Origin of the sequence: Amphibacillus sp. MSJ-3, from assembly GCF_018919165.1 — a bacterium.
GTDB lineage: Bacteria > Bacillota > Bacilli > Bacillales > Amphibacillaceae > Amphibacillus.
Genome location: NZ_JAHLQM010000024.1, coordinates 18,277 through 43,540, shown reverse-complemented (window position 1 = coordinate 43,540; position 25,264 = coordinate 18,277). Strand labels below are relative to the sequence as shown.

At 35.4% G+C, this 25,264-nt stretch carries 23 protein-coding genes; 22 read left to right on the top strand and 1 reads right to left on the bottom strand.

The window, feature by feature from the left end:
* Positions 1-210 precede the first annotated feature (210 nt).
* From KQI76_RS08425 to holA, 3 genes are all read left to right on the top strand, one after another.
* A complete protein-coding gene (locus KQI76_RS08425) occupies positions 211-678 on the top strand; it encodes a ComE operon protein 2 (RefSeq protein WP_216399882.1) in 468 nt (155 codons plus the stop codon).
* 12 nt (positions 679-690) lie between these two features.
* Positions 691-2,964, top strand: a complete 2,274-nt coding sequence (locus KQI76_RS08420) for a DNA internalization-related competence protein ComEC/Rec2 (RefSeq protein WP_216399881.1) — start codon at positions 691-693, stop codon at positions 2,962-2,964.
* Positions 2,965-3,241: 277 nt separating this feature from the next.
* A complete protein-coding gene (holA, locus tag KQI76_RS08415) occupies positions 3,242-4,264 on the top strand; it encodes a DNA polymerase III subunit delta (RefSeq protein ID WP_216399880.1) in 1,023 nt (340 codons plus the stop codon).
* Between the two features lie 132 nt (positions 4,265-4,396).
* Here the strand turns inward: holA and rpsT are convergent, their stop codons facing one another.
* Positions 4,397-4,663 (bottom strand): 30S ribosomal protein S20, encoded by a 267-nt coding sequence (rpsT, locus tag KQI76_RS08410; RefSeq protein WP_216399879.1) that lies wholly within the window; start codon positions 4,661-4,663, stop codon positions 4,397-4,399.
* Between the two features lie 180 nt (positions 4,664-4,843).
* On the opposite strand from rpsT, the gene gpr reads away from it, so the two are divergent.
* The 19 genes from gpr to KQI76_RS08315 all read left to right on the top strand — a co-directional run bounded on the left by gpr (position 4,844) and on the right by KQI76_RS08315 (position 25,114).
* The gene (gpr, locus tag KQI76_RS08405) at positions 4,844-5,935 is read left to right on the top strand and encodes a GPR endopeptidase (protein ID WP_253288882.1); all 1,092 of its coding nucleotides are present in this window, start codon (positions 4,844-4,846) and stop codon (positions 5,933-5,935) included.
* A 74-nt stretch (positions 5,936-6,009) separates the two neighbouring features.
* On the top strand, positions 6,010-7,161 hold the full coding sequence (spoIIP, locus tag KQI76_RS08400; RefSeq protein ID WP_216399877.1) for a stage II sporulation protein P: 1,152 nt from the start codon (positions 6,010-6,012) through the stop codon (positions 7,159-7,161).
* Positions 7,162-7,183: 22 nt separating this feature from the next.
* Complete coding sequence (locus tag KQI76_RS08395; protein WP_216399876.1) at positions 7,184-7,480, top strand: hypothetical protein; 297 nt, start codon at positions 7,184-7,186, stop codon at positions 7,478-7,480.
* A 158-nt stretch (positions 7,481-7,638) separates the two neighbouring features.
* Entirely contained in the window at positions 7,639-9,459 is a 1,821-nt protein-coding gene (lepA, locus tag KQI76_RS08390; RefSeq protein WP_253288881.1) for a translation elongation factor 4, read from the top strand.
* 252 nt (positions 9,460-9,711) lie between these two features.
* Positions 9,712-10,863 (top strand): radical SAM family heme chaperone HemW, encoded by a 1,152-nt coding sequence (hemW, locus tag KQI76_RS08385; RefSeq protein ID WP_216399875.1) that lies wholly within the window; start codon positions 9,712-9,714, stop codon positions 10,861-10,863.
* Positions 10,864-11,009: 146 nt separating this feature from the next.
* Complete coding sequence (hrcA, locus tag KQI76_RS08380) at positions 11,010-12,032, top strand: heat-inducible transcriptional repressor HrcA (RefSeq protein WP_216399874.1); 1,023 nt, start codon at positions 11,010-11,012, stop codon at positions 12,030-12,032.
* Between the two features lie 497 nt (positions 12,033-12,529).
* A complete protein-coding gene (grpE, locus tag KQI76_RS08375) occupies positions 12,530-13,114 on the top strand; it encodes a nucleotide exchange factor GrpE (RefSeq protein WP_216399873.1) in 585 nt (194 codons plus the stop codon).
* A 30-nt stretch (positions 13,115-13,144) separates the two neighbouring features.
* Complete coding sequence (gene dnaK, locus KQI76_RS08370; protein WP_216399872.1) at positions 13,145-14,974, top strand: molecular chaperone DnaK; 1,830 nt, start codon at positions 13,145-13,147, stop codon at positions 14,972-14,974.
* Positions 14,975-15,124: 150 nt separating this feature from the next.
* A complete protein-coding gene (gene dnaJ, locus KQI76_RS08365; protein WP_216399871.1) occupies positions 15,125-16,234 on the top strand; it encodes a molecular chaperone DnaJ in 1,110 nt (369 codons plus the stop codon).
* A gap of 38 nt (positions 16,235-16,272) precedes the next feature.
* On the top strand, positions 16,273-17,214 hold the full coding sequence (gene prmA, locus KQI76_RS08360) for a 50S ribosomal protein L11 methyltransferase (RefSeq protein ID WP_216399870.1): 942 nt from the start codon (positions 16,273-16,275) through the stop codon (positions 17,212-17,214).
* Positions 17,215-17,432: 218 nt separating this feature from the next.
* Complete coding sequence (locus KQI76_RS08355; RefSeq protein ID WP_216399869.1) at positions 17,433-18,185, top strand: 16S rRNA (uracil(1498)-N(3))-methyltransferase; 753 nt, start codon at positions 17,433-17,435, stop codon at positions 18,183-18,185.
* A gap of 329 nt (positions 18,186-18,514) precedes the next feature.
* Entirely contained in the window at positions 18,515-18,688 is a 174-nt protein-coding gene (rpsU, locus tag KQI76_RS08350) for a 30S ribosomal protein S21 (protein ID WP_216399868.1), read from the top strand.
* 49 nt (positions 18,689-18,737) lie between these two features.
* On the top strand, positions 18,738-19,184 hold the full coding sequence (locus KQI76_RS08345; protein WP_216399867.1) for a GatB/YqeY domain-containing protein: 447 nt from the start codon (positions 18,738-18,740) through the stop codon (positions 19,182-19,184).
* 139 nt (positions 19,185-19,323) lie between these two features.
* On the top strand, positions 19,324-20,667 hold the full coding sequence (locus tag KQI76_RS08340; protein ID WP_216399866.1) for an NfeD family protein: 1,344 nt from the start codon (positions 19,324-19,326) through the stop codon (positions 20,665-20,667).
* 5 nt (positions 20,668-20,672) lie between these two features.
* Positions 20,673-21,662: a flotillin-like protein FloA gene (gene floA, locus KQI76_RS08335; protein WP_216399865.1), complete on the top strand. Its 990-nt coding sequence runs from the start codon at positions 20,673-20,675 to the stop codon at positions 21,660-21,662.
* 26 nt (positions 21,663-21,688) lie between these two features.
* Positions 21,689-22,141 (top strand): hypothetical protein, encoded by a 453-nt coding sequence (locus tag KQI76_RS08330; protein ID WP_216399864.1) that lies wholly within the window; start codon positions 21,689-21,691, stop codon positions 22,139-22,141.
* Positions 22,142-22,637: 496 nt separating this feature from the next.
* On the top strand, positions 22,638-22,943 hold the full coding sequence (yqfC, locus tag KQI76_RS08325) for a sporulation protein YqfC (protein WP_371817670.1): 306 nt from the start codon (positions 22,638-22,640) through the stop codon (positions 22,941-22,943).
* Positions 22,940-24,148 carry a sporulation protein YqfD gene (gene yqfD / locus KQI76_RS08320; protein ID WP_216399863.1) on the top strand — a complete coding sequence of 403 codons (1,209 nt, stop codon included), beginning with the start codon at positions 22,940-22,942 and terminating at the stop codon, positions 24,146-24,148. Before yqfC ends, yqfD begins: the two co-directional genes overlap by 4 nt.
* Positions 24,149-24,151: 3 nt before the next feature.
* The gene (locus tag KQI76_RS08315) at positions 24,152-25,114 is read left to right on the top strand and encodes a PhoH family protein (protein WP_216399862.1); all 963 of its coding nucleotides are present in this window, start codon (positions 24,152-24,154) and stop codon (positions 25,112-25,114) included.
* The last annotated feature ends 150 nt before the right edge of the window (positions 25,115-25,264 follow it).

Below are 25,264 nucleotides of genomic sequence, written 5' to 3'. Positions count from 1 at the left end.
TATCAAAAATGAGGGATTACGCTTATTAGCATAGAAACAAAAACTCTTGGAACAAGAGGGTTAGCTCGGTCAGTTTTCGTTGGCTAGTAAAAGCAGCGATAAGTCGAGAAGCCCCCACTTCAATTAGATCGCAAGGCAATAAGTGGTGGGTAGTTCACTTTTCAAGGATCAGTTTTTAACTATAAACTTAATATACGAGGGGGAGTAAAGATGGAACGTATTTCATGGCATCAATATTTTATGGCACAAAGTCATCTTATTGCACTCAGAAGTACTTGTGAACGATTAATGGTTGGAGCAACAATTGTAAGGGATAAACGGATCATCGCGGGAGGTTATAATGGAAGCGTCTCTGGAAGTGCGCATTGTATAGACGAAGGTTGCTATGTGATCGATGGGCACTGTATTCGAACAATACATGCTGAAATGAATGCACTGTTACAATGTGCGAAATTCGGCGTACCTACTGATGGTGCGGAAATATATGTGACCCATTTCCCTTGTCTACAGTGTTGTAAATCAATTATTCAAGCGGGAATTAAAACGGTTTATTATGCAGCAAATTATAAAAACCATCCTTATGCTCTTGAATTATTTGAAGAAGCAAATGTTCGGATTGAATATATTCCATTAGAGAAACAAACATTGAATTTACTGCCTAAACGAATAAACGATTAAAGGAGACTTATAGTGAGGGGAAAAGGGTACTTATTAGTTATTGCTGTATTGATTGGTTACTATATAGCAAATGATTTTGTTGTTTGCTTTCTAGTATCGTTAATCTGGTTTTGCCTATTGCTTATCTGGCTTAAACAAAAAAGATTATCGATGATTGAGTTTTCTATTCTGATTTTAACAACCTTTTTCTTCTCACATTATTTTGTTCAGGAAGGCCCTGTACTTAAGCATGATTTGGATACTGAAGTGACCATAGTTGGCAAAGTCACTGAAGTAAGTAAGCAAACTGATGAATATACGGTTTTTACACTAAAAGATCTCGACACAAACGATAAATTCCAAATAAGTAACTTTAGTGGGTTAAATCCAACGGTTAATGAAGGGGCAACTTGCCAAGTGACGGGTGATATACAATCTCCAAATCAGGCGACTAATCCGGGGCAATTTAATTATCAAACCTATTTGTTCAATCAAAGGATCTATCAGCAAATAGTGATTAATGATAGTGACCAACTAGCTTGTGAGGGCATCAGTTGGACTGGACGGCTCCGATCGATTCGGCAAAGCCAATTAACTTATTTAGATCAACAATTCAGTCAACAGACATCTACTTGGATGAAGTCACTGATATTTGGTGACCAGACAGCTATTGATGAGGATTTACTTGAATTATTTCGAAGATGGCATTTAACGCATTTATTATCAATTTCAGGGTTACATATTAATATCCTTGTTGTTTTGATCCACTTTATGCTGATTCATATTTTTCGATTAACAAAAGAAACAACCTATCACTTGCTGATTGTATTTCTTCTTTTTTACCCGATTATGGCTGGTGGGGCACCATCGATTTGGCGTGCATCCATTGTCAGTAGCTTAAATTATATGGCATGGTATTATCACCCCCGAATAGCGACAATTGATTTTTTAAGTATTTCCTTCGTTTTACTCTTGCTCATTAAACCCGATTGGATTACCCAACTCGGTTTCCAATTTTCCTACCTGATTACATTTTCAATTTTATTTTCAAAAGAAATTCTGACTCGAATGAACCATCTGTTTTTAAAGTCCATTTATATAACTGCTATGAGTATTTTAATTACAATACCTATACAGGTGAATTCATTTTATATGTTCAATCCCCATACATTGCTATTGAGCGTATTTGCCACCTTATATTTCAGTTTCTTTTTAATCCCTATTATATTTTCCACTTATTTAACTAGCTTTTTTTGCCAGCCAATCATGAGATTACTGGATATTGTTATTGAACAGGTGAATTCCCTTTTTTTATCGCTTTTAGAAAATGTTGATCATTTCTTTTATCAACCAATTATTACTGGCTCACTATCTCCACCGATTATTTTTCTTTTTTACCTAACTCTTTTTTATTTATTTGCTCAGTTTGAAAGAAAAAACTTCCGTCAAACCATTTATGCCCTTCTTTGTCTTGGGGGGATCTTGCTTATTCATCAGTTGATGCCCTATTTTGATCCGCATGGGAAAATAACAATCCTTGATCTTGGTCAGGCCGATAGCTTAATAATCGAATTACCATATCGCCATGGCGTTATTTTATATGATGTTGGGGCCACTTTAGGACCCGATTTTGAAGAATCATCCGATAAAGAATATCAACAAATCATTAGACCTTATTTATATCAAGCAGGAATAAGTAAAATTGATGGAGTGATTCTTTCACATGAAGACCATGATCATCTTGGTAGCTTACTTTATTTACTAAATGATTTTACAGTTGAAACGATTATTACTTCAGTGTATTTCCAATGGCCAGAAGCTCTTGACCAGTTGATTAAGCAATTGAATATACAAACAGAAAGGATGTCATTTGGACAATCCTTTGAAATTGCAAATCAGGAGTTTTTTGTCCTCAGCCCAAATAAAGATTGGCAAGATAAGAATGATAACTCTCTAGTCCTTTTTACTGTTTTCTCAGGTGAATCTTGGTTATTAACTGGTGACATTTCAGAACAAGTTGAACAAGAGTTCATTAAAAACTTTCCAAACTTAACGATTGATACTTTATCTGTTGCTCATCATGGCAGCGGTACATCAAGTTCCTCATTTTTTCTAGAAGTTACTTCGCCTAATACGGCATTAATTTCAGTCGGGCGAAATAATTTCTTTAATCATCCAAATGAACAAGTAGTCTCAAGATTAGAAGCAAGGGGTCTTCAACTATATCGGACAGATCAACATGGGGCGATTCAATTTATATATCGTGATGATCAACTTGGAGGAACCTTTTTGCCGTTTATTCCATAAGCTATTAGTAATTATGAAGTAATTATATCAGAAGCTGATGATTACCTGAGTTAGCAACACTTAACAGGCGTAATAATTAAAAAATAGGTGAAATTAGTTTATAGAGAGAAAGATAGCAGTCAAATATCGATTAATGTTCAGTTACCTAGGTCTGTTCATTAATCGTTTATATAGATAAAAGAAAGGGAGTTCCTTTGTCCCTTTCTTTTTTTCTTGTCAAACTGTTCTACAACCATTACGATAGTAGTTGAATCTGTTTTGAACGGGGATGACAAGAATGAATTATTTGGAAGCCGTAAAGCAACTAAAGAAAGGGAAAACAGCACCAATTATTCTATTATATGGTGAAGAGCAGTATTTAATTGAGACTGTTATTAATCAAATTATTCAGTTGGTAAATCATGATGATGATAGTCGCGAAAATGTTGTCCAATACGATCTTGAAGAAACATCCATTGATGATGTTTTATTAGAGGTTGAAACATATCCTTTTTTTTCAGAACATAAAATTGTAATTGCTAATCATGCTTACTTTTTAACAGCAAAACAAATAAAAACACAAGTTGAACACAATGTGCCCCAATTAGTTACATATTTGTCGCACACTGTTGATTTTACGACACTTATTCTGATCGCGCCATATGAAAAATTAGATGAGCGGAAAAAAATAACAAAGGAACTTAAAAAGCAAGCTATGTTAATTCACTGTGAAGAAGTGAAGGCATGGGAAGTTGACAAGTGGGTTAAACACCTGGCGAGTAAATATCACATCCATTTAGATAAAGGGGCAGAACAGCTTTTAATTAATGAAACAGGCACACATTTAGCTTTATTAGAAAAGGAAATTGAAAAGTTGGCTTTGTATGTTGGTAAGAGTGGGAATGTCACAATGGAAATTGCTCAGGACTTAGTTTCGCATCAGGGTAATGCAACTGGATTAACACTCGTCGATATGGTAATCGGGAAAAACTTAAAGGGAGCAATCAGCGTATATCGAGATCTTACTCGGATTAATCAAGAACCCATTGCATTAATCGGTTTATTGGCATCGCAATTGCGGACGATTTACCAAGTGAAAATTTTATTGAGAAAAGGTTATCGTCAACAACAAATAGCGAAACATTTGAGGGTTCACCCATATGTCGTAAAAATGTCAATGGAAAGAGAAAAAAGATTCACAACAGAATTGTTATCGCAATACATTGAGGCATGTGCCCAAGCTGACCAAGCAATTAAACAAGGTAAAATGGAAAAGGACCTTGCGTTTGAGTTTCTTTTATATCAGTTAATTAAAATCTAAATTATAATCATATAAATCCATGATTTATTGATAGCTAACTGTGGATTTTCACTGATTGAAGTTTCAATTTATATCAAAAAACGATCCTATATCAAGAGGATCGTTTTTTTTTTTTGAAAAAAATATTTCAGCTTACGCACTAAGGTTGTTTACTTTTTTTGATAAACGGGCCTTTTGGCGATTGCCACTATTTTTGTGAATAATGCCTTTTTGAACGGCTTTATCAATTTTTTTGATTGCTGTTTTTAAAGCGACTTGTGCTTCTTCAACTTTGTTTTCATTCACTAGATTTTCAACACGTTTAATGTTTGTCCGCATGTCTGATTTAACAGCTTGATTTTGCACACGACTATTTTCGTTAACGCGAATACGTTTAATAGCTGATTTAATATTAGCCATATTTTTTCACCTCCACCTGTTTAGGTCCATCACTACAATTATTACAGAACAAAGGTTATTTTACCAAAGCTTGACCAAGTTTTCAATAAAAAAATGCCGATAATGAATTGAATGTATGAAAAACTTAATGTTGGAAAAGGTAATCAAAAGCACAATTAAATGATAAAAGAGGTTAATGATATGGTAAATAATGATAAATTTCAAATGCGAACTGATTTAGCAATAGAAGCTAGGGAAATGTATGTTGATGCAGACAAAGAGGAGCAAGAGATTGAAGGTGTCACTTTTATAGAGAGAAAAATTAAGGGCTACAGTGTAACAGATGTTCGAGTTGATGAGACCGGTCAGGATAAAATTAATAAAAAAGCAGGACGTTATCTAACACTAGAAACGAATGCGATAAAAAATTCAGACAGTGATGATCAACAAAAAACAGCACAAGTACTTGCTATATTAATAACTGATTTATTAAAAGAACATCACCTTAAAGAATCAGATAGTTGTTTGGTTGTTGGATTAGGTAATGCTTATGTAACACCAGATGCACTTGGTCCAGAAACAGTTAAAAAAATATTAGTTACTAAGCATTTATTTGCTTATCAACCAGAAATGGTGGCGGATGGTTATAGATCAGTTGCTGCTTTTGCTCCTGGTGTGATGGGTGTGACTGGAATTGAAACAAGTGACATTATTCAAGGACTTATAAATGAGGTTAAGCCTAATTTTATTATAGCAATTGATGCTCTAGCCTCACGTGGAATTGATCGGGTAAATACAACAATCCAATTATCTGATACAGGAATTCATCCAGGATCCGGTGTGAGTAATAAGCGGAAGGAATTAAGCTATGAAACATATGGCATACCTGTTATCTCAATTGGAGTACCAACGGTTGTTGATGCTGTTACAATTACAAGTGATACGATCGACTATGTTTTTAAGCACTTTGGTAGAGAATTAAAAGAGTCACATAGACCATCCAAACGTTTAGCCCCAGCGTCATTGGCTTTTGGTGAAAAAAAGTTAACTGATGAGGATATGCCAAAGCAAGAAAAGAAAACAGAGTTGTTTGGTATGATCGGAACGTTAGAAGAAGGTGAAAAACGTCAATTAATCAAAGAAGTTTTGCATCCGCTTGGCTATAATTTAATGGTGACGCCTAAAGAGGTGGATAGTTATATTCATGATCTAGGGCATCTCATAGCATCTGGAATAAATAATGCTTTACATACAAATGTAGATAGTCGTTTTCCAAATCACTATACCCGATAATTAACGACAATTGTTCTATCCTACTCTTCTCTATCATATAGTCTAGTATTATAAAAGAGAAGGTAGGATTTTTTATGGCTAAATTAAATAATAATTATCATAAAATTAAATTTAGTATTTATGTAAAAACTCTTTTAATTTGGATGATTCTTTGTTTTGTTTTATTTTCAATAATCGGTGCTATTGTTTCTGTACCAATGGGTAAAAAAAACACACATACATTTCTATTCAACATTACGGAAAATATTAGTAGTGAATTTTATTTGACTTTGTTGTCAACTGAATTAAGACCATTACAAATTCAGTATCATGAGGCCTTACCAAGCATATCTTTTTCGGATTTTTTATTACAGTTTATAACACAGCTTAATCGTGCTGATGTTCGAACATTATTCGGTAATGAACTCCCTGGCTTTTCACCCTATCAACATCGCATTGTGATTGGTCAGACAGATACAAATTATTCTAATCTACCAGTTGAATCATCTCCACCACTAGAGATCATACTGGAGGATCGGATGGTTATAGATTCTCCTTCCCTTGATGATAAGAACGAAGATGAGGTAGAAGATCTAAGTGATAAAACTGTTTTTATTTATAACACCCATAATCGTGAATCCTTCTTACCACATTTAGATGATGTTACGGATCCAAATGCTGCTTTTCATTCAGAGGTAAATGTTTCTTTAATAAGTGAACAAATGAAGAAAGCACTAGCGAAAAAAGGGATAGGGACAATGGTGGATCAAACCGATTTCACACAAGTTCTTGATGATCAAGGCTTGGAATATTGGCAATCGTATGATGCCTCTAAACCAGTTGTAGAAGAAGTACTCTCACAAAATCAGCATATTAACTATATTTTTGATATTCATCGTGATAGTCGCCGTAAGGAGGATACGACAATCACTATTGATGATCTAGATTATGCCCGTCTCTTTTTTGTGATTGGTGCGGATTTTGAGCAAAATGAAAAAAATATTGAGCTTGCGACAGCGCTACATGAAAAACTAGATAAACTCTATCCAGGAATAAGCAGGGGAGTTGTTGAGATGGGTGGATCAGGGAAAAATGGTGTCTATAATCAAGATGTTTCAGAAAATGCTCTATTAATTGAGTTTGGTGGGGTTGACAATACTTTAGATGAACTTTATCGAACTGTCGATGCTTTTACTGAGGTGTTTGCCGATTTTTATTGGGATGCTGAACCAACAATTAGTAAATAATAAGTGAAAAGGAGTCATTTCAATGGTGGATTTTTTAGGAAAGTGTATTATCTTTGTTTTTATCTTTATTTTTGCAGTTACCTTTATAGTAGAAAAGAATAGTATTGAAAATGATCATGTATTATTAGATGAGAAGCAAGTTCTGACAAGTTCAGCGGATCTCTATTCGAATTTGGTTAGCGAGGAAAGGATGACTCAAGAACAAACAGCGGAACAAGAATCAACAAGCTATCATTTGGCCCAATGGATTGAAAGGTCAGGTTTATTGATTTATGAAAGTATTATAACGATTGTAACGGATTTAGCTAATCTCGTTTGAAAAGTCTCTCTAGATTAGATTTGGACGAAGATTTAACTATCAGAAGGAAGCCAGGAAGATCATGATCACTTTGGCTAAATAATATAAGAAATAATTGAATGAATCACTTATCACTGCTATAATCAACTTTGTACATTGTCCGACAAATATAGGAGTGAATGATTGTGACCCAAGAACGAAAACAAGAAAATGTGCGTAACTTTTCCATTATTGCTCATATTGATCATGGGAAATCAACGCTAGCTGATAGAATTTTAGAAAAGACTCAAGCATTAACACAACGCGAAATGAAAGAGCAATTTCTTGATGCGATGGACTTAGAACGCGAACGAGGTATTACGATAAAATTAAATGCTGTTCAATTAAAATACAAACATCACGATGGTCAGGAATATATTTTTCATCTTATCGATACACCTGGACACGTCGATTTTGCCTATGAAGTTTCAAGGAGTTTAGCAGCTTGTGAAGGTGCGATACTGGTTGTTGATGCTGCTCAAGGAATTGAAGCTCAAACATTAGCGAATGTTTACTTAGCCTTGGACAATGATTTAGAAATCATTCCGGTCATTAATAAGATTGACTTACCAAGTGCTGATCCTGAACGTGTTAAGCAAGAAATTACAGATGTTATTGGTATTGATGGAGAAAGCGCCTTGCTTGTAAGTGCCAAATCAGGAATTGGCATTGAATCCATCTTAGAGGCCGTTGTTGATCAAATTCCAGCACCGGATGGCGATGTTAATCAGCCATTAAAAGCCTTGATCTTTGATTCGTTATATGATTCTTATCGGGGTGTGGTTGCCTACGTAAGAATTAAAGAAGGATCGGTAAAAGTAGGCGATAAAATTAAGATGATGGCGACTGGAAAGGAATTTGAAGTCAATGAAGTCGGGGTTTTTAATCCTAAATTGGTACCCTTAGATAAGCTGGAAGTCGGTGATGTTGGATACCTTACCGCATCAATTAAAAATGTTGGTGATTCACACGTTGGTGACACAATTACACTCGCAAATAATCCTGCGACTGAACCCTTACCTGGTTATCGAAAATTAAATCCTATGGTATTCTGTGGATTATATCCTATTGATCCAAATAAGTATAATGACTTACGAGAAGCATTAGAGCGATTGGAATTAAATGATTCATCATTACAATATGAGGCGGAAACATCACAGGCATTAGGATTTGGTTTTAGATGTGGATTTCTTGGTTTACTCCATATGGAGATCATTCAAGAGCGGATTGAAAGGGAATTTAATATTGATTTAATTACCACTGCGCCAAGTGTGATTTATCAAGTAAAAAAGACTGACGGGACAACCATTTTTATTGATAACCCGTCCTTCATGCCAGAAACACAAATGATTGAAGAAGTATATGAGCCCTATGTTAAAGCGACAATTATGGTGCCTAATGATTATGTTGGGGCGGTAATGGAATTATGTCAGAAAAAACGTGGTGATTTTATTGGGATGGATTACCTCGATGAGATTCGGGTAAATGTTATTTACAATATACCACTAGCAGAAATTGTTTATGACTTTTTTGATGCTTTAAAGTCAAATACGAAAGGCTATGCTTCATTGGATTATGAAATTGAAGGTTATAAACCATCCAAATTAGTTAAGATGGACATTCTCCTTAATGGGGAGAAGATCGATGCGTTATCATTTATTGTTCATAAGGATTTTTCATTTGATCGTGGAAAACTTATCGTTGAGAAATTGAAAAAGTTAATTCCAAGACAACAATTTGAAGTACCGGTACAGGCAGCAATAGGGAATAAGATTATTGCACGCTCAACGATTAAAGCGATGCGGAAAAATGTATTATCCAAATGCTATGGTGGAGATATTTCTCGTAAGCGTAAATTATTAGAGAAACAAAAAGAAGGTAAAAAACGAATGAAGATGGTTGGTTCAGTTGAAATTCCCCAAGAGGCCTTCATGTCTGTTTTACAAATGGATGAAGATTAATTTAATTAAGTGGAGCCCCACCCAGTGGAGGCCATAGTCGGTTAAGCTACGAAAGGCTTCTTTTGTCCAAGTCGGTGATTGACGATAGATAAAGTCTGTAAATGAAGAGGTTATAATATTTTCCCTAGCATTAGGGAATGGTGGAAGATGGAAAAGTAAAAGGAATACGACAATATTTAGAATAGTTAGAAGGAGCTGATGCTATTGACAGCTCCTTTACCTATGATTGAAAACGAATGGAGGACAGATATAATGATTTTATCAACTTACATTCATATTCCATTCTGTGAAAAGCTTTGTCATTATTGCGACTTTACCAAGTTCTTCTATGAAGAAAGAATGGCAGATGAATATTTGCAAGCATTAGCAAAAGAGATGTCCTTTTATTTGAAAGACAAAAAACATCCTATGCGAACGATTTTCGTCGGTGGTGGTACGCCAACAGCTCTTAATTTAAAACAACTTGAGTACCTACTTAAACAGATTGATGATCATATTGATGTATCTTCAGTGCTTGAGTATTCTTTTGAAGCTAATCCCGGAGATCTAAATGAGGATAAAATTAAATTACTAAAGTCGTATGGTGTGAATCGAATTTCCATGGGTGTACAAGTATTTGATGATCAGTTGTTAGAAGATTTAGGCCGTTTACACCGTGTTGCAGATGTTGATCAAAATATTAATCATCTTTTGAAAAATGGGATGAATAATATTAGTATTGATTTGATGTATGGTTTACCCAACCAAACACTTGATAGCTTTAATCATTCGATTGAACAAGCTCTATCTTATGACTTGCCTCATTATTCGTCTTATTCATTACAAATTGAACCGAAAACAGTTTTTTACCAGCGTCATCAGAAGGGGAAACTGCATAAGCCACCAGAAGAAGTTGAGGCAAAAATGTTCGAATTATTAATTGATAAGATGAGTAAAAGCGGGAAATTGCAATATGAAATCAGTAATTTTGCCGAGGTAGGTTACGAGAGCCAGCATAATTTAACGTATTGGAATAATCAATATTATTATGGATTTGGCGCAGGTGCAAGTGGTTATTTACCTGGTAAACGTATAATCAACTTACGTCCTTTCCCTGCCTATGTAAAGGAAGCTACCCGATCTGGACAGCCCATCTTACATATCGATGAGATTGGAAAAAAGGAACAAATAGAAGAGGAAATGTTTTTAGGATTAAGAAAAAGAGCTGGTGTTAATAAGCTAGAATTTGAAAGGAAATATCACAGAACAATAAATGAGTTATATGGAAAGCAAATTGAAGAATTAATCGAACGTGACTGGCTGGAAGAAACAACTGAACAAATTAAAATGACAGAGCATGGTCAGTTATTTGGTAATGAAGTTTTCCAACGATTCCTGTTAGAGGATGGAGATTTTGATGAGTGATGAGATTGTTATAAGGACTCATCTAGTGGTTTTTTTATTTTTTTTTAGTTTCCGATGTATTTTCGTTGACAATGAAAGGATGATTTGATAATTTATTATTAGTATTAGCACTCGAACGATAAGAGTGCTAACAGAGGTGATCATCGATGGAATTATCAAATAGACAATTTTTGATATTACAGGTGATAATTGATGAGTTCATCCACACCGCTCAACCTATTGGGTCGCGTGCAATATCAAAAAAAGATGGAATAGAATACAGTCCTGCAACGATTCGGAATGATATGGCCGATCTTGAGGAATTAGGTTACATTGAAAAAATGCATTCCTCTTCTGGACGGATTCCATCTGAAAAAGGCTATCGTTTTTATGTTGACCATATGTTGTCGCCATTTCATTTATCCGAAGAGGATCAGCAGATTATTTCCAGTGTATTTGATCAAGAGCTCGTTGAATTTGAACAAGTTGTTCAGAAGTCTGTAGGTGTCTTATCTGAATTGACTAATTATACATCGATTATTTTAGGACCCGAAATTTATGAAGCAACTTTGAAACAACTTCAAATTATTCAGCTCTCAAAGTCGACAGCTGTTGCTATTTTAGTGACAAATAGTGGACATGTTGAGCATCGATCATTTACTATTCCTGTTGAAATTAGTGGATCTGATCTAGAAAAGTTAATTAATATTTTAAATGAAAGATTTTACAATGTACCGATTATCCAACTACACAGTAAAATTAAGGCTGAGATCGGCTTTATTCTTGAACAATACATTGAGGATATTGGTGTGGCTTTGAGCTATCTAAATGGTGCATTATTTAATCAACAGCAGGATAACGTATATATGAGTGGGATTACAAATATGCTTCTACAACCAGAATTTAATGATGTATCAAAAATACATTCATTATATTCAATCTTTGAAAAAGAAGATTTAATGATTAAGCTGTTAAGAGCTTCAAAAAAGGGAATTCAAATTTCGATTGGACAAGAAAATAAAATAGATGAAATGCAGGATTTGAGTTTGATTACTGCGACCTATTCATTGTCAGGTGAACAATTTGGTAAGATCGCCTTACTTGGTCCAAAGAGAATGGATTATTCTCGGGTTGTATCGTTGATGCAACTCCTATCGAAGCAAATGTCACACATTTTTCACGACTGGTAGTCAATAAACGGTGTTAGCAGATACTGATAGTCATTTATTTTACAACCATATGCATCGTGATTGTATATAGGATACAGTGACTTGAGGTTATTGGCATTTCTTTCGTTGATTGCTTTATTAAGTGGTCAACACATTCAAACGATCTTAAGCAAGATCGTTTGAATAAAGTGATCCTACACCTAGTAAGGTCATACAATCAGTTACTTTGCACTAAACTTAAAACTGCTATTTTGATGATTTGAAATCTCCTAATCTCTATCATAATCTTGGATAAAACTAGGAGGCAGATTAAGCGCCTTGCATCATGTGGTAACGTCTGGTAAGATTAATTCTTCCAGTTTTATCGCAGTGTAACTGTCAGTAAGACTCCCACGTCAAGTATTCGAAGGAAAGTAAGGATTGTAAGTGGGAGATTAACTGTCAGTAACGGCCCGATTGGTTCAACTAATAAGATGATTGATAGGCAAATCTACATAAAAACTCAGGGGGTGAGTAACATGGAAGTAAAAGATAAAGAACAGCAAGAAGAAGTAATAGTTGAAAATGAATCAACTGAAGATGAAGAACAAATAAATGAAACTGAGGAAGTTGACCAAGAGTTAGTAGAAGAAACGGTCGAGGAAGACTCAACTGAAAAAGAATATCAGCAGTTAGTCACAGAAAAAGAAGAACTATTTAATAAATTTATTCGTTTGCAAGCTGAGTATGATAATTATCGTAAACGAACGCAACGGGAGAAATCTGCTGATTTAAAATATAAGTCACAGGCATTGATAACAGAACTATTACCTGTTATTGATAATTTTGAACGTGCACTTCAAACAGCTTCAGATGATGAATCTGTAAAATCATTTATAGAAGGAATGGACATGATTTATCGCCAACTACAAACAGTTTTAGAGGCTGAAGGTGTAGAGGTTATTCCAACAGTTGGAGAAGAATTTGATCCAAACATTCATCAAGCTGTTATGCAAGTTGAAGATGATCAATATGAAACAAACGTGGTTGTTGAAGAAATGCAAAAAGGATACCGTCTTAAGGATCGTGTAATTCGTCCGGCGATGGTAAAAGTCAATCAATAACTAGGTACAGAAATCAAGGAGGAAATCTAAATGAGTAAAATTATTGGTATTGATTTAGGAACAACAAACTCATGTGTGTCAGTAATGGAGGGTGGCGAAGCAATTGTTATCCCAAACCCTGAAGGAAATCGTACAACAGCTTCCGTTGTATCGTTCAAAAATGGAGAACGTCAAGTTGGTGAAGTAGCTAAACGTCAAGCGATTACAAATCCAAATACGGTTCAATCTGTTAAACGTCATATGGGAACAGATTATAAAGTTGAAATGGAAGGTAAAGAATATACCCCTCAAGAAATTTCAGCGATTATATTACAATACATTAAAAGTTATGCTGAGGACTATTTAGGCGAACCGGTTGAGAAGGCAGTAGTTACTGTTCCAGCTTATTTTAATGATGCAGAGCGTCAAGCAACGAAAGATGCTGGAAAAATTGCTGGATTAGAAGTCGAACGAATTATCAACGAACCAACTGCCGCAGCACTAGCTTATGGTATTGATAAAGTTGATCAAGATCAAACCGTTCTTGTTTATGACCTTGGCGGTGGAACATTTGACGTATCTATTTTAGATATTGGTGATGGTACATTTGAAGTTGTTGCAACAGCGGGTGATAATCGTCTTGGTGGTGACGACTTTGACCAAGTGATCATTGACCATATGGTTAGTGAATTCAAAAAGGAAAATGGAATTGATTTAGGGCAAGATAAAATGGCTCTGCAACGATTAAAAGATGCAGCTGAAAAAGCGAAAAAAGACCTATCAGGTGTTGGACAAACGCAAATTTCTTTACCGTTTATTACAGCTGGGGAAGCTGGTCCATTGCACTTAGAAATGAATTTAACTAGAGCGAAGTTTGATGAATTATCAGTTAATCTAGTTGAAAGAACAATGGGACCTACACGTCAAGCAATGTCTGATGCTGGTTTAAGTGCTTCAGATATTGATAAAGTACTACTTGTTGGTGGATCAACTCGTATTCCTGCTGTTCAAGAAGCATTGAAAAAGGAAATTGGTCAAGAACCTTCAAAAGGAGTCAATCCTGATGAGGTAGTTGCTTTAGGTGCTGCAATTCAAGGTGGGGTTTTACAAGGTGATGTGAAGGACGTTGTTCTATTAGACGTAACTCCACTATCGTTAGGAATTGAAACAATGGGAAGTGTAACTACGAAATTAATTGAAAGAAATACAACAATCCCAACTAGTCATTCACAAATTTTCTCTACAGCTGCAGACAATCAAACAGCAGTAGATATCCATGTATTACAAGGTGAACGAGAAATGGCCGCTGATAACAAAACATTAGGTCGTTTTCAACTAACAGATATTCCACCTGCACCACGTGGTGTTCCACAAATCGAAGTAAGCTTCGATATTGATGCGAACGGTATTGTTAATGTACGCGCCAAAGATCTTGGTACGAATAAAGAACAATCAATTACGATTAAGTCTTCATCCGGTTTATCTGATGAAGAAGTGGAGCAAATGGTGAAAGACGCTGAGGAACATGCTGAAGCAGATAAGAAACGTCGTGAAGAAATTGATCTTCGTAATGAAGCAGACCAACTTGTCTTCCAAACAGATAAAGTGATTAAGGATCTAGCAGACAAAGTTTCTGATGATGAAAAACAAAAAGCAGAAGCTGCTAAAGATGAACTGAAAAAAGCGTTAGAAGGCGATGATATAGAAGCTATTAAAGCGAAAAAAGAAGCTTTAGAGCAAGAAGTACAAGCACTATCTGTGAAACTTTATGAGCAAGCTCAACAAGCTCAACAAGCCCAACAAGCTGGAGAAGGGGCTCAAGCGGAAAGTGATGTCGTCGATGCTGATTATGAAGAAGTAGATGACGAAGAAGAGAAATAAAGACAATAGTTGACAGTGATAAAAGTCAAAGTCAGGTTATACTTGGCTTTGGCTTTTGTCCTGTTTAATACAAGGAGAAAGTTGTATAGATATTGGTATTAATGTTATGATTAATTTTATGCAGAAAATGAGATGGGAGTGATGGCTTTTATGAGTAAGCGTGATTATTATGACGTACTAGGTATTAATAAAGATGCCTCTCCAGAAGAGATAAAAAAAGCATATCGAAAACTAGCACGTCAATATCATCCAGACGTTAACAAGGAGCCAGATGCAGCGGATAAATTTAAAGAAGTGAAAGAAGCTTATGAAGTATTAAGCAATAACCAAAAACGTGCGCAATATGATCAATTTGGACATACAGGTCCCCAAGGCCAAGGTTTTAGTGGTGAAGACTTTGGTGGATTTAGTGATATCTTTGATATGTTCTTTGGTGGTGGCGGAAGACGAGATCCGAACGCACCAAGACAAGGAAATGATTTACAATATACAATGGTATTGGAATTTGAAGAGGCAATCTTCGGTAAGGAAACTGATATTCATATTCCTAGTGAGGAAAAGTGTGATACATGTAAAGGTAGCGGAGCCAAGCCGGGGACAAAACCTGAAACATGTCGACACTGTAATGGAACAGGCCAGTTAAATATGGAACAGAATACACCATTCGGTCGAGTTGTTAATAAACGCGTTTGTCACCATTGTAATGGAACCGGGAAAGAAATTAAAGAAAAATGTCCAACATGTCATGGAAAAGGAACTGTAAAAAAACAAAAGAAAATTCATATAAAAATCCCTGCAGGAATTGATGATGGCCAACAAATTCGTGTAGCTGGAAAAGGTGAACCTGGGATCAACGGTGGACCAGCTGGGGATTTATATGTTGTTGTTCAAGTTAAATCACACGAGTTCTTTCAACGTGATGGTGATGATATCTTCTGTGAAATGCCATTGACATACGCCCAAGCAGCTTTAGGTGATGAGATTGAAATACCAACTGTCCATGGTAAGGTTAAGCTTAAGATACCAGCTGGTACACAAACAGGTAAAACTTTTAGACTTAGAGGAAAAGGAGCGCCAAACGTACGTGGATATGGTCACGGTGATCAAAACGTACGTATGCGGGTTATTACTCCAACTAACTTAACAGAACAACAAAAGGAATTGCTAAGAGAATTTAATAATTTATCAGGTAACGAAGCAGCTGATGAAAATGAAGCATCTTTCTTTAGTCGAATGAAACGTGCCTTTAAAAATGATTGAGAGCTAGTAAATTTACTTTAAGAAAAGAGTTGGTCCACTTGAAATGGTCTGAACTATGTATTCATACTACAAATGAAGCGATTGAATCGATTTCGAATATTTTACATGAAGCTGGAGCCAGTGGTGTTGTTATCGAAGATGCAGCAGATTTTGATAAAGAGAGGTCTAGTGATTTTGGTGAGGTGTATGAATTAGACCCAGCTGATTATCCTGAAGAAGGTGTTTACTTAAAAGCCTATTTGCCTATCAATAGTTTTTTAGGTGAAGCTGTCGAACAAATTAAACAAGCAATTAATCAACTGCTTGTTTATGATATTGATATCGGACACAATCGAATAACCTTAAGTGAGGTAAATGAGGAAGAATGGGCAACGGCATGGAAAAAATATTATAAACCTGTTAAAGTTTCTAATCAAATCACAATCGCTCCAACATGGGAAGACTACCAAGCTGAATCAACTGGAGAAATTGTCGTTGAACTAGATCCCGGAATGGCCTTTGGAACAGGTACACATCCAACAACAGTGTTGAGTATACAAGCAATCGAAAGCTATTTAAAAAGTGGCCAAACTGTGATCGATGTAGGTACGGGTTCTGGTGTTTTAAGTATCGTAGCTGGATTACTAGGAGCAGGACAGGTCTTTGCTTATGATTTAGATGATATCGCTGTTAAAGCAGCCACGATTAACGCTAAACTTAATAAGGTTGATTCACTGATTACAGTAAAGCAGAATAATTTATTAAATCATGTCACGATTAATCCAGATTTAATTGTAGCTAATCTTTTGGCTGAGATCATTTTACGGTTTGAACAAGAGAGCTTTGCTTTATTGAAACCAGGAGGGATTTTTATCACATCAGGTATTATTCAAGCAAAGGAATCTGAAGTTAAGCAAGCCTTACTTAAGGCAGGTTTTGAGATATTAGAAATAAACCAACTAGAGGATTGGGTGTCAATCATTGCAAAAAAACCAGACTAAAGAAAGTTATAAAAAAATGAATCCATTCCATCCTGTTGGTTGATCGATTCCTTATGATAAACTTTCATCTAAATGTTTGGCCTTGACCAGCATAATGACGCATGGGATGTGCTAAGGTAACTATTATAATAAGAGGAGTAACCATAGCAACTAAACGTCGTGTTTCTATGTTGAACGGCTAGTTAGAGTCTGCTAAATGTGATTGGGGTGACGTATATATGCAACGCTATTTTGTTGAAGAAAAAAATTGGTCTGAACAGCAAGTAAACATTGATGACGATGATTACCATCATATTGTTAATGTCATGAGAATGCAGCCAGGTGATGAAGTCATTTGTAACCACCCAAATGGTCATGCATATCAATGCTCAATTGAGAAGATTGGCGATGGGAATGTTCAATTATTAATCCTAAACAAGCTAAAGGATCAAGTGGAGCTACCTGTGAATGTAACCTTAATACAAGGTTTACCAAAAGGTGATAAATTAGAATGGATTGTTCAAAAGGCAACTGAATTAGGTGTTTCAACGATTATCCCTTTAGAATCAAAACGATCTATAGTTAAGTGGGATCATAAAAAAAGTTCAAAAAAAATCCAACGACTACAGAAAATTGCTAAAGAGGCTGCTGAACAATCACATCGAACGATTCAACCAACAATAGAATTTCCACAGTCCTTAAAGCAAATTGTTTCAGTTAGTCAATCATTTGATCATAAGTTTGTTGCATATGAAGAAACGGCACGAGAAGTCAAAACAAGAAGCATAGAACACTATCTGAAAGAAGTACAAGCTGGTCAGTCGATTGGTATTGTTATCGGACCAGAAGGTGGTATAGCTAAGGAAGAGATTGATCAATTATACAAGAGTGGATTTGAACCGGTTCGACTAGGTCCAAGAATATTAAGAACTGAAACAGCACCATTATATTTGTTATCTGTCTTATCATATTTCTTTGAAGAAACAAATTGACATGAATATGGGCTTTGACCACTTCATAATTATAGGATAGACAATATATTTATAGAAATTATTCGAAAAGTCTTACTCCATTTATATATAGAACGCTTATCGTATTACTTGACTGCTTTTCATAGTTAAGGAATGGATTTAGCTATTAAACTCTTAAATAATCACCCGGTGTTTGGATTTTTGTCATTTACAAGCATTAACAGATATGGCTGGTTGTAAAACTAAATAAGTTGACCTATAAATAGCATTATATTATAATATCATAGAGACAAAGGAAGCTATCATTTGTCTGATTAAATTGTTGATGCTTCGGAGGGAGGGAAATTAGCATGTCAAATACAACTCGCGTTCGTAAAAACGAGTCTCTTGAAGATGCTCTTCGTCGCTTTAAACGCAATGTATCAAAATCAGGAACATTGTCAGAATATCGCAAGCGTGAATTTTATGAAAAACCTAGTGTTCGTCGTAAAAAGAAATCTGAAGCGGCTAGAAAGCGTAAGTAATTTAAATATAAGAAATATTTATTTCTTATAAAGAGGGTGTAGAAACGAAATGTCATTACTAGAATCTCTGAATCAAGATATGAAATCAGCTATGCGCAACAGAGAAAAGCAAAGATTAAGTGTTATTCGCATGCTGAAAGCTTCATTACAAAATGAGGCCATTAAACTTGGTAAAGACGAATTATCTGAAGACGAAGAATTAACTGTTTTAGCTCGAGAACTAAAACAAATTAAAGATTCCCTCCACGAATTTAAAGAAGCTGGACGCGATGATCTTGTAGAAAAACATGATAAAGATTTAAGTGTAATACAAGCATACATGCCAGAACAACTATCAAGCGATGAGCTTGAGCAAATTGTTGTTGAAACGATCCAACAAGTGAACGCAACAACAAAGAAAGATTTAGGAAAAGTGATGAGTGTGCTGATGCCAAAAGTTAAAGGTAAGGCTGATGGATCAGAAGTGAATGCATTTGTTCAAAAACATTTATCATAAGACATAGTTCGTAATAAATAGAAAATCCCCTGATCATTTTTAATGAAAGGGGATTTTTTATTAAGCTCATGATATAATGTACTGGAAAGTGTTAGATAATTTGATACTTTCTTAAAATATAAAAAATAGAGGTGGTGTGATGAAAAGACTTTCTAACCAAACTTTTTTTATTTTATTAATTGTTTTATTGAGTCTCTTTAATTTTATTGAGATTAAGGCAAAGGGTCAGGAAAATGATGAAGAAAAAACTGTGTATATTATTCCAATTGAAAAGGAAGTAGAACGTGGATTAGAAGCATTTTTACGAAGAACAATAACAGAAGCTGTTGACGGGAATGTTGATCATATTATTTTTGAAATTAACACGCCAGGTGGTCGGGTTGATGCAGCGAATAATATTGGTGAAATTATTCAAGAGGTGACAATCCCTAAAACGGCATACATAAGAAGCCAGGCTTTATCTGCTGGATCTTATATCGCACTATTCGCCGATAATATTTATATGAATCCACAAGCTACAATTGGAGCAAGTGGTATTATTACCAGTGACGGCAATGCCGCGGATGAAAAGGCTCAATCCTATTGGAGAGAAGCGATGGGTAGTGCAGCTGAATCCAAAGGAAGAGATCGAATATATGCAGAGGCAATGGCAGATAAAGAAATTGACTTACCAGAATACAATGCCCCAGCAGGTGAATATTTAACTTTAGGTCCAACTGCTGCTATCGAAGTAGGTTACTCTAATGGAACTGTCAGTAACCGAACAGAGCTTCTAGCAGAACTAGGTTTATCTGAAGCGGAAATGATTGAAGTCACCCCGACTCCAGCTGAGGAGATTACACGGTTTTTAACAAATTCTGCTGTTGTATCAATTCTTTTATCCTTGGCAGGTTTGGGCTTAATTATTGAGTTGTTTTCTCCAGGCTTTGGGATTCCAGGTTTAATAGGGGTAACTTCTCTTGTGCTCTTCTTTTATGGCCATATGGTAGCTGGCTTTGCGGGATATGAAGTTCTTGTTTTACTTATATTAGGAATTGGTTTTATCGTTATTGAGTTCTTTGTACCAGGTGGTATTCTAGGAGCTATTGGATCAATCTGTGTTTTAGCTTCTTTATTAATGGCATCGAATAATATCAAACAGATGAGTATTAGTCTATTAATTGCACTTATTGTGACGATTGGAACAGGTATCTTTTTGTATCGACGAATCGGCTTAGAAAAAGGCCCTTTCAAATATATTGTCTTAAATGATGCCACAACAACAGATCGAGGTTATGTATCTACAGTTAATCGAGTTGATTTAGTTGGGAAAATAGGAACGGCGATTACACCCCTTAGACCTTCTGGTATTGCCTTTATTGATAATGAAAGAATAGATGTTGTAACTGAAGGTAGTTTTATTAAAGAAAATACACCCGTTCAGATTATTCATGTGGCAGGATCACGTATTGTTGTAAGAGAACATAATCAAGAGGAGGAATGATAATTATGGGTCAAACGTGGGACATTTTGCCAGTTATTATTATTGGTATTATTATTATCGCTATTGTTGTCTTGCTAACTTTTATTCCTGTTGCACTTTGGATTAGTGCGTTAGCTGCTGGAGTAAAGGTAAGTATTTTCACACTTATTGGGATGCGGTTAAGAAGAGTTATACCTAACCGTGTGATTAATCCATTAATTAAGGCACATAAGGCTGGGGTTGATGTTAATATTAATCAACTTGAGAGCCACTATTTAGCAGGTGGTAATGTTGATCGAGTCGTCAATGCCCTCATTGCCGCTCAACGTGCCAATATCGCCCTTAGTTTTGAGCGCGGCGCTGCGATAGATTTAGCGGGTCGGGATGTTCTAGAAGCCGTACAAATGAGTGTTAACCCAAAAGTAATTGAAACACCATTTATTTCAGGAATTGCTATTGATGGGATTGAGGTAAAAGCGATAGCTAGAATCACCGTTCGTGCAAATATTGACCGCCTCGTTGGTGGTGCAGGAGAAGAAACAATTATCGCACGTGTTGGTGAAGGGGTTGTCAGTACAATTGGTAGTTCAACCTCGCATAAAGAAGTTTTAGAAAACCCAGATTCAATTTCTCATAATGTATTAAATCGAGGCTTGGACTCTGGAACCGCATTTGAAATTCTTTCGATTGATATTGCGGATGTTGATATAGGTAAAAATATCGGTGCAATTCTTCAAACAGATCAAGCTGAAGCGGATAAGAATATCGCTCAAGCGAAAGCAGAGGAACGCCGTGCGATGGCTGTTGCTCAAGAACAAGAAATGGTTGCACGTGTTGAAGAAATGCGCGCTAAAGTTGTTGAGGCAGAAGCTCAAGTACCACTTGCTCTTGCGGAAGCCTTACGTTCAGGAAACCTTGGTGTGATGGATTATATGAACTATAAGAATATTAATGCTGACACTGAAATGAGGGACTCAATCGGGAGAATATCTGATGAAAGTCCAGATGATAAATAAGCATTAATGCCGAAAGGAGGGGAATTATGGAAGATATATTAGCTCCTCTCATTACATTTATTCTTGTTATCGCGAGTTCTGTTATCAAGTCGCATAGGGACAAGGGAAATGAACAGACAAAGAAGGTAACAACTACTCGAAAAACAATTAACTCTCAATCAAAACAATCATCAAATACTAAGTTTGAACGAGCAGGTGACAAAATAAAGGAGTCAGAGAAAAAACAATTAGCTAACTTACAAAAGGAGCTAAATAGGTTTTCTCAGCAATCAGATGATTTTTCACACAGAAAACTGAAACAATCTGAGGATGATCTTGACAGACTAAAGGTATCTCAGACTGCTAATCATGTAACTAAAAAAGATCATTTGGACGTAAAAAAACATTTAACCCGTAATAACTTAGCTAGAACGATTGTTATGTCGGAGGTTTTAGGTCAACCGAGATCAAAAAAACCATACCGAATGTTAAATAGATAATGACTAAAGCGATCAAGCAGAAATGTTTGATCGCTTTTTAAAATGAATGATCTGTTAGACTTCGCATCAATAATCGATTCGGATTAATCATAATAAGATTAGAATAACAGAAAACAAGGGTTATTTAGTTTATCTGAAGGGAACGTTTGATGTGACAGGCAACCATCCTTCTATTCACTGTGTGAGTCATCCAAGACCACTCCTCTATAAAGTTTTTCCTATCCTATCGAACCTTTACTTAATAAGGGGTTTCCACATCTTCTATTGAATGTTGGCTAAACAAACCGGGCTTTTATTGACTATTGATCCCCCACTTTTTAGCCGATCTTTTCCTTCATATGACTAAGCTAAGTGTCATATAATCGTCAATCTAAAAAAATAACTTTCTTAATCAATACTTTTTTTATTTTTGAAATGAATAATGATTAGTTTTTTTCTTGTTTAGTTCTGTTTACGGGATAAATATCATATCTTGAGAAGTAAGGGAGGCGATTCCGTGCGTAAATTGCATGCATTATTTGATCATCTTAAGAAATCAAAACCCAACATGACTATGACTAAACATCTAAATTTGCCGCGGATAACCATGATCGGTGATATTCATGTATATATAGAAAATCATCGAGGCATATCTCGATTTACTGATCAAGAGATAGGTCTTAATATTACAAATGGACAGATAATGATTAAAGGATCTAATCTCGTAATTAAAATGTTGTTATCAACAGAAATCCTGATAGAAGGTAAAATTGATACATTAGCGATCATCGAAAGTTCAACAAAAGATGGAGTGAAGAAATGAAACAAATTCAACCCATTTGGTTAAAAGGAATCGTTACTTTAAGAGTCCATGGACATTATCCAGAACGTTTTTTTGACTTTTGTGCACGCCACCAGATTCCTGTGTGGTCAATTAAAAAACAATCAAATTTAGAATGCATTGGTGATATTTATGTAAAGGATATTAATAGAATTCGTCAATTAAGAAGAAAAACACACTACAAATTATCCTTTGATAAGAGAAGAGGATTACCTTTTTTTTGCAAAAGACTAAAAGGATTAAAACCATTACTTATCAGTTTTTTTCTTGCATTTATATTTTTTCTTTATTTAACTCAATGTGTCTGGTTTATTGAAATAGATGGTGTTTCAAGTGAGATGAAGGAAAGTATAAGTATAACCCTTTCTGATTATGGAGTTAAAAAAGGAAAAGTTAAATTTTTAATGGACAACCCATCTGAAATCCAAAGGAAACTATTAAATGATTATCCCGATCTTCTTTGGGTTGGTATTGTACCTGATGGAGTTTCCTACAAACTAGAGGTGATAACTAAGAAGCAACCACCAGAGCCAAATAAAAATCGTAGAACACATATTTATGCAAAAAAAGATGGAGTAATTAGTGAGATGTTTGTTGCTAAAGGCCGATCACTTGTCGCTGTTAATGATTTTGTAAAAAAAGGGCAACTTCTAGTCACTGGAGAACTTAATCAGATTGAAAAAGACGATAAAGATGAAACCTTAGCTGAAACGGGTGAGGCAGAAGCGGAAATATATGCGACAACATGGTATGAATCTCGTGTATCAATTCCGTTAAAAGGCATTTACCAAACTGAAACAGGACAAGTAAATAATAAATATCATCTTCAAATAGGTTCATTTCAAATTCCGATTTGGGGCTTTCATTTAACAGATTTTGAATTCGAACATATTGAATCTGATTATTATGAGCTATCGTTTGGGAAATGGACGGTACCAATATCATTAAAAAGAGATAGTCATAAAGAAATTATACCCGTAGAGATCAAAAGATCTGAGGAAGAGGCAACCAGGATTGGATTAGAGCAAGCCCGCCAAAATTTGCTTCGAAATCTAGGACGGGAAACTGCTATTATTGACGAAAAAATTTTGCAACAATCTACTGAGAATGGTAAAGTAAACTTACACGTATACTTTACGGTTAAAGAAAATATCGTGAATACAATAGATATGAACCAAGGAGACTAAGGTATGCCAGATGGATTGCAAATAATTGATTTAAAAATTACGGATTCTGCAGAAGCAATGAGTTTATTTGGAAATAACGATCGTCATTTAAAACAATTAGAAACACAACTCGATGTGTCTATCATCACACGTGGTGAAGAGATAAGAGTACAGGGTGATCAAGATAAGATCGCAATAATAAGTGACGTATTAAATGCTCTCTTAACTGTAATAAGACGAGGCATTCATATTTCAGAAAGAGATGTTATTTATGCCATTGAATTAGCGAAACAAGGGAAAATCGAACAATTTTATTCTTTATTTGATCAAGAGATCATGCGTAATGCACATGGTCGATCGATTCGCGTAAAGACTTTAGGCCAACGTGAATATGTCAATCAAATTAGAAAGAATGATTTAGTTTTTGGAATTGGCCCTGCCGGTACTGGGAAAACATATTTAGCTGTTGTAATGGCTGTGAACGCACTGAAGTCAGGTGAAATAAAAAGAATTATTTTGACTAGACCAGCAGTTGAAGCAGGAGAACGGTTGGGTTTTTTACCGGGTGATTTAAAAGAAAAAGTCGATCCATATTTAAGACCATTATATGACGCTTTACATGATGTACTTGGCAATGAACATACAGAACGATTAATTGATCGAGAAACGATTGAAATCGCACCACTTGCCTATATGCGTGGGCGAACGCTAGATGATGCATTTGTTATTTTAGATGAAGCACAAAACACTACACCTGAACAAATGAAGATGTTTTTAACCCGTCTTGGTTTTGGTTCAAAGATGGTGATCACTGGTGATATCACCCAAATTGATTTACCTAATGGAACGATTTCGGGTCTTGTATCTGTTCAGAATATTTTAAACGGAATAAGAGGGATTAGTTTTGTTCACCTTGAACAACATGATGTTGTTCGGCATCCTGTCGTGCAAAAAGTAATTGAAGCTTATGATAAAAGAGGGCTTTAAAGATTCGAATGATACCGAAATAGTGCTGTCATAGTATACTATGACGGCTGTTTTTGTTAAATCATAAATAACCTCTAATTAAGGGCTCTTTAATGAGATTGACTTCTAAATATATACATTAGATAAAAATCATTGTATGATAATGTATAA

Excerpts from the sequence above, each read along its gene's own strand:
- dnaJ (WP_216399871.1), top strand. The coding sequence starts at position 15,125 with ATGAGTAAGCGTGATTATTATGACGTACTAGGTATTAATAAAGATGCC.
- rpsT (WP_216399879.1), bottom strand. The coding sequence starts at position 4,663 with ATGGCTAATATTAAATCAGCTATTAAACGTATTCGCGTTAACGAAAAT.
- spoIIP (WP_216399877.1), top strand. The coding sequence starts at position 6,010 with ATGGCTAAATTAAATAATAATTATCATAAAATTAAATTTAGTATTTAT.
- hrcA (WP_216399874.1), top strand. The coding sequence starts at position 11,010 with ATGGAATTATCAAATAGACAATTTTTGATATTACAGGTGATAATTGAT.
- KQI76_RS08395 (WP_216399876.1), top strand. The coding sequence starts at position 7,184 with ATGGTGGATTTTTTAGGAAAGTGTATTATCTTTGTTTTTATCTTTATT.
- KQI76_RS08330 (WP_216399864.1), top strand. The coding sequence starts at position 21,689 with ATGGAAGATATATTAGCTCCTCTCATTACATTTATTCTTGTTATCGCG.
- KQI76_RS08355 (WP_216399869.1), top strand. The coding sequence starts at position 17,433 with ATGCAACGCTATTTTGTTGAAGAAAAAAATTGGTCTGAACAGCAAGTA.
- gpr (WP_253288882.1), top strand. The coding sequence starts at position 4,844 with ATGGTAAATAATGATAAATTTCAAATGCGAACTGATTTAGCAATAGAA.
- KQI76_RS08315 (WP_216399862.1), top strand. The coding sequence starts at position 24,152 with ATGCCAGATGGATTGCAAATAATTGATTTAAAAATTACGGATTCTGCA.
- hemW (WP_216399875.1), top strand. The coding sequence starts at position 9,712 with ATGATTTTATCAACTTACATTCATATTCCATTCTGTGAAAAGCTTTGT.
- floA (WP_216399865.1), top strand. The coding sequence starts at position 20,673 with ATGGGTCAAACGTGGGACATTTTGCCAGTTATTATTATTGGTATTATT.
- KQI76_RS08425 (WP_216399882.1), top strand. The coding sequence starts at position 211 with ATGGAACGTATTTCATGGCATCAATATTTTATGGCACAAAGTCATCTT.
- KQI76_RS08345 (WP_216399867.1), top strand. The coding sequence starts at position 18,738 with ATGTCATTACTAGAATCTCTGAATCAAGATATGAAATCAGCTATGCGC.
- lepA (WP_253288881.1), top strand. The coding sequence starts at position 7,639 with ATGATTGTGACCCAAGAACGAAAACAAGAAAATGTGCGTAACTTTTCC.
- dnaK (WP_216399872.1), top strand. The coding sequence starts at position 13,145 with ATGAGTAAAATTATTGGTATTGATTTAGGAACAACAAACTCATGTGTG.
- KQI76_RS08340 (WP_216399866.1), top strand. The coding sequence starts at position 19,324 with ATGAAAAGACTTTCTAACCAAACTTTTTTTATTTTATTAATTGTTTTA.
- holA (WP_216399880.1), top strand. The coding sequence starts at position 3,242 with ATGAATTATTTGGAAGCCGTAAAGCAACTAAAGAAAGGGAAAACAGCA.
- yqfD (WP_216399863.1), top strand. The coding sequence starts at position 22,940 with ATGAAACAAATTCAACCCATTTGGTTAAAAGGAATCGTTACTTTAAGA.
- rpsU (WP_216399868.1), top strand. The coding sequence starts at position 18,515 with ATGTCAAATACAACTCGCGTTCGTAAAAACGAGTCTCTTGAAGATGCT.
- grpE (WP_216399873.1), top strand. The coding sequence starts at position 12,530 with ATGGAAGTAAAAGATAAAGAACAGCAAGAAGAAGTAATAGTTGAAAAT.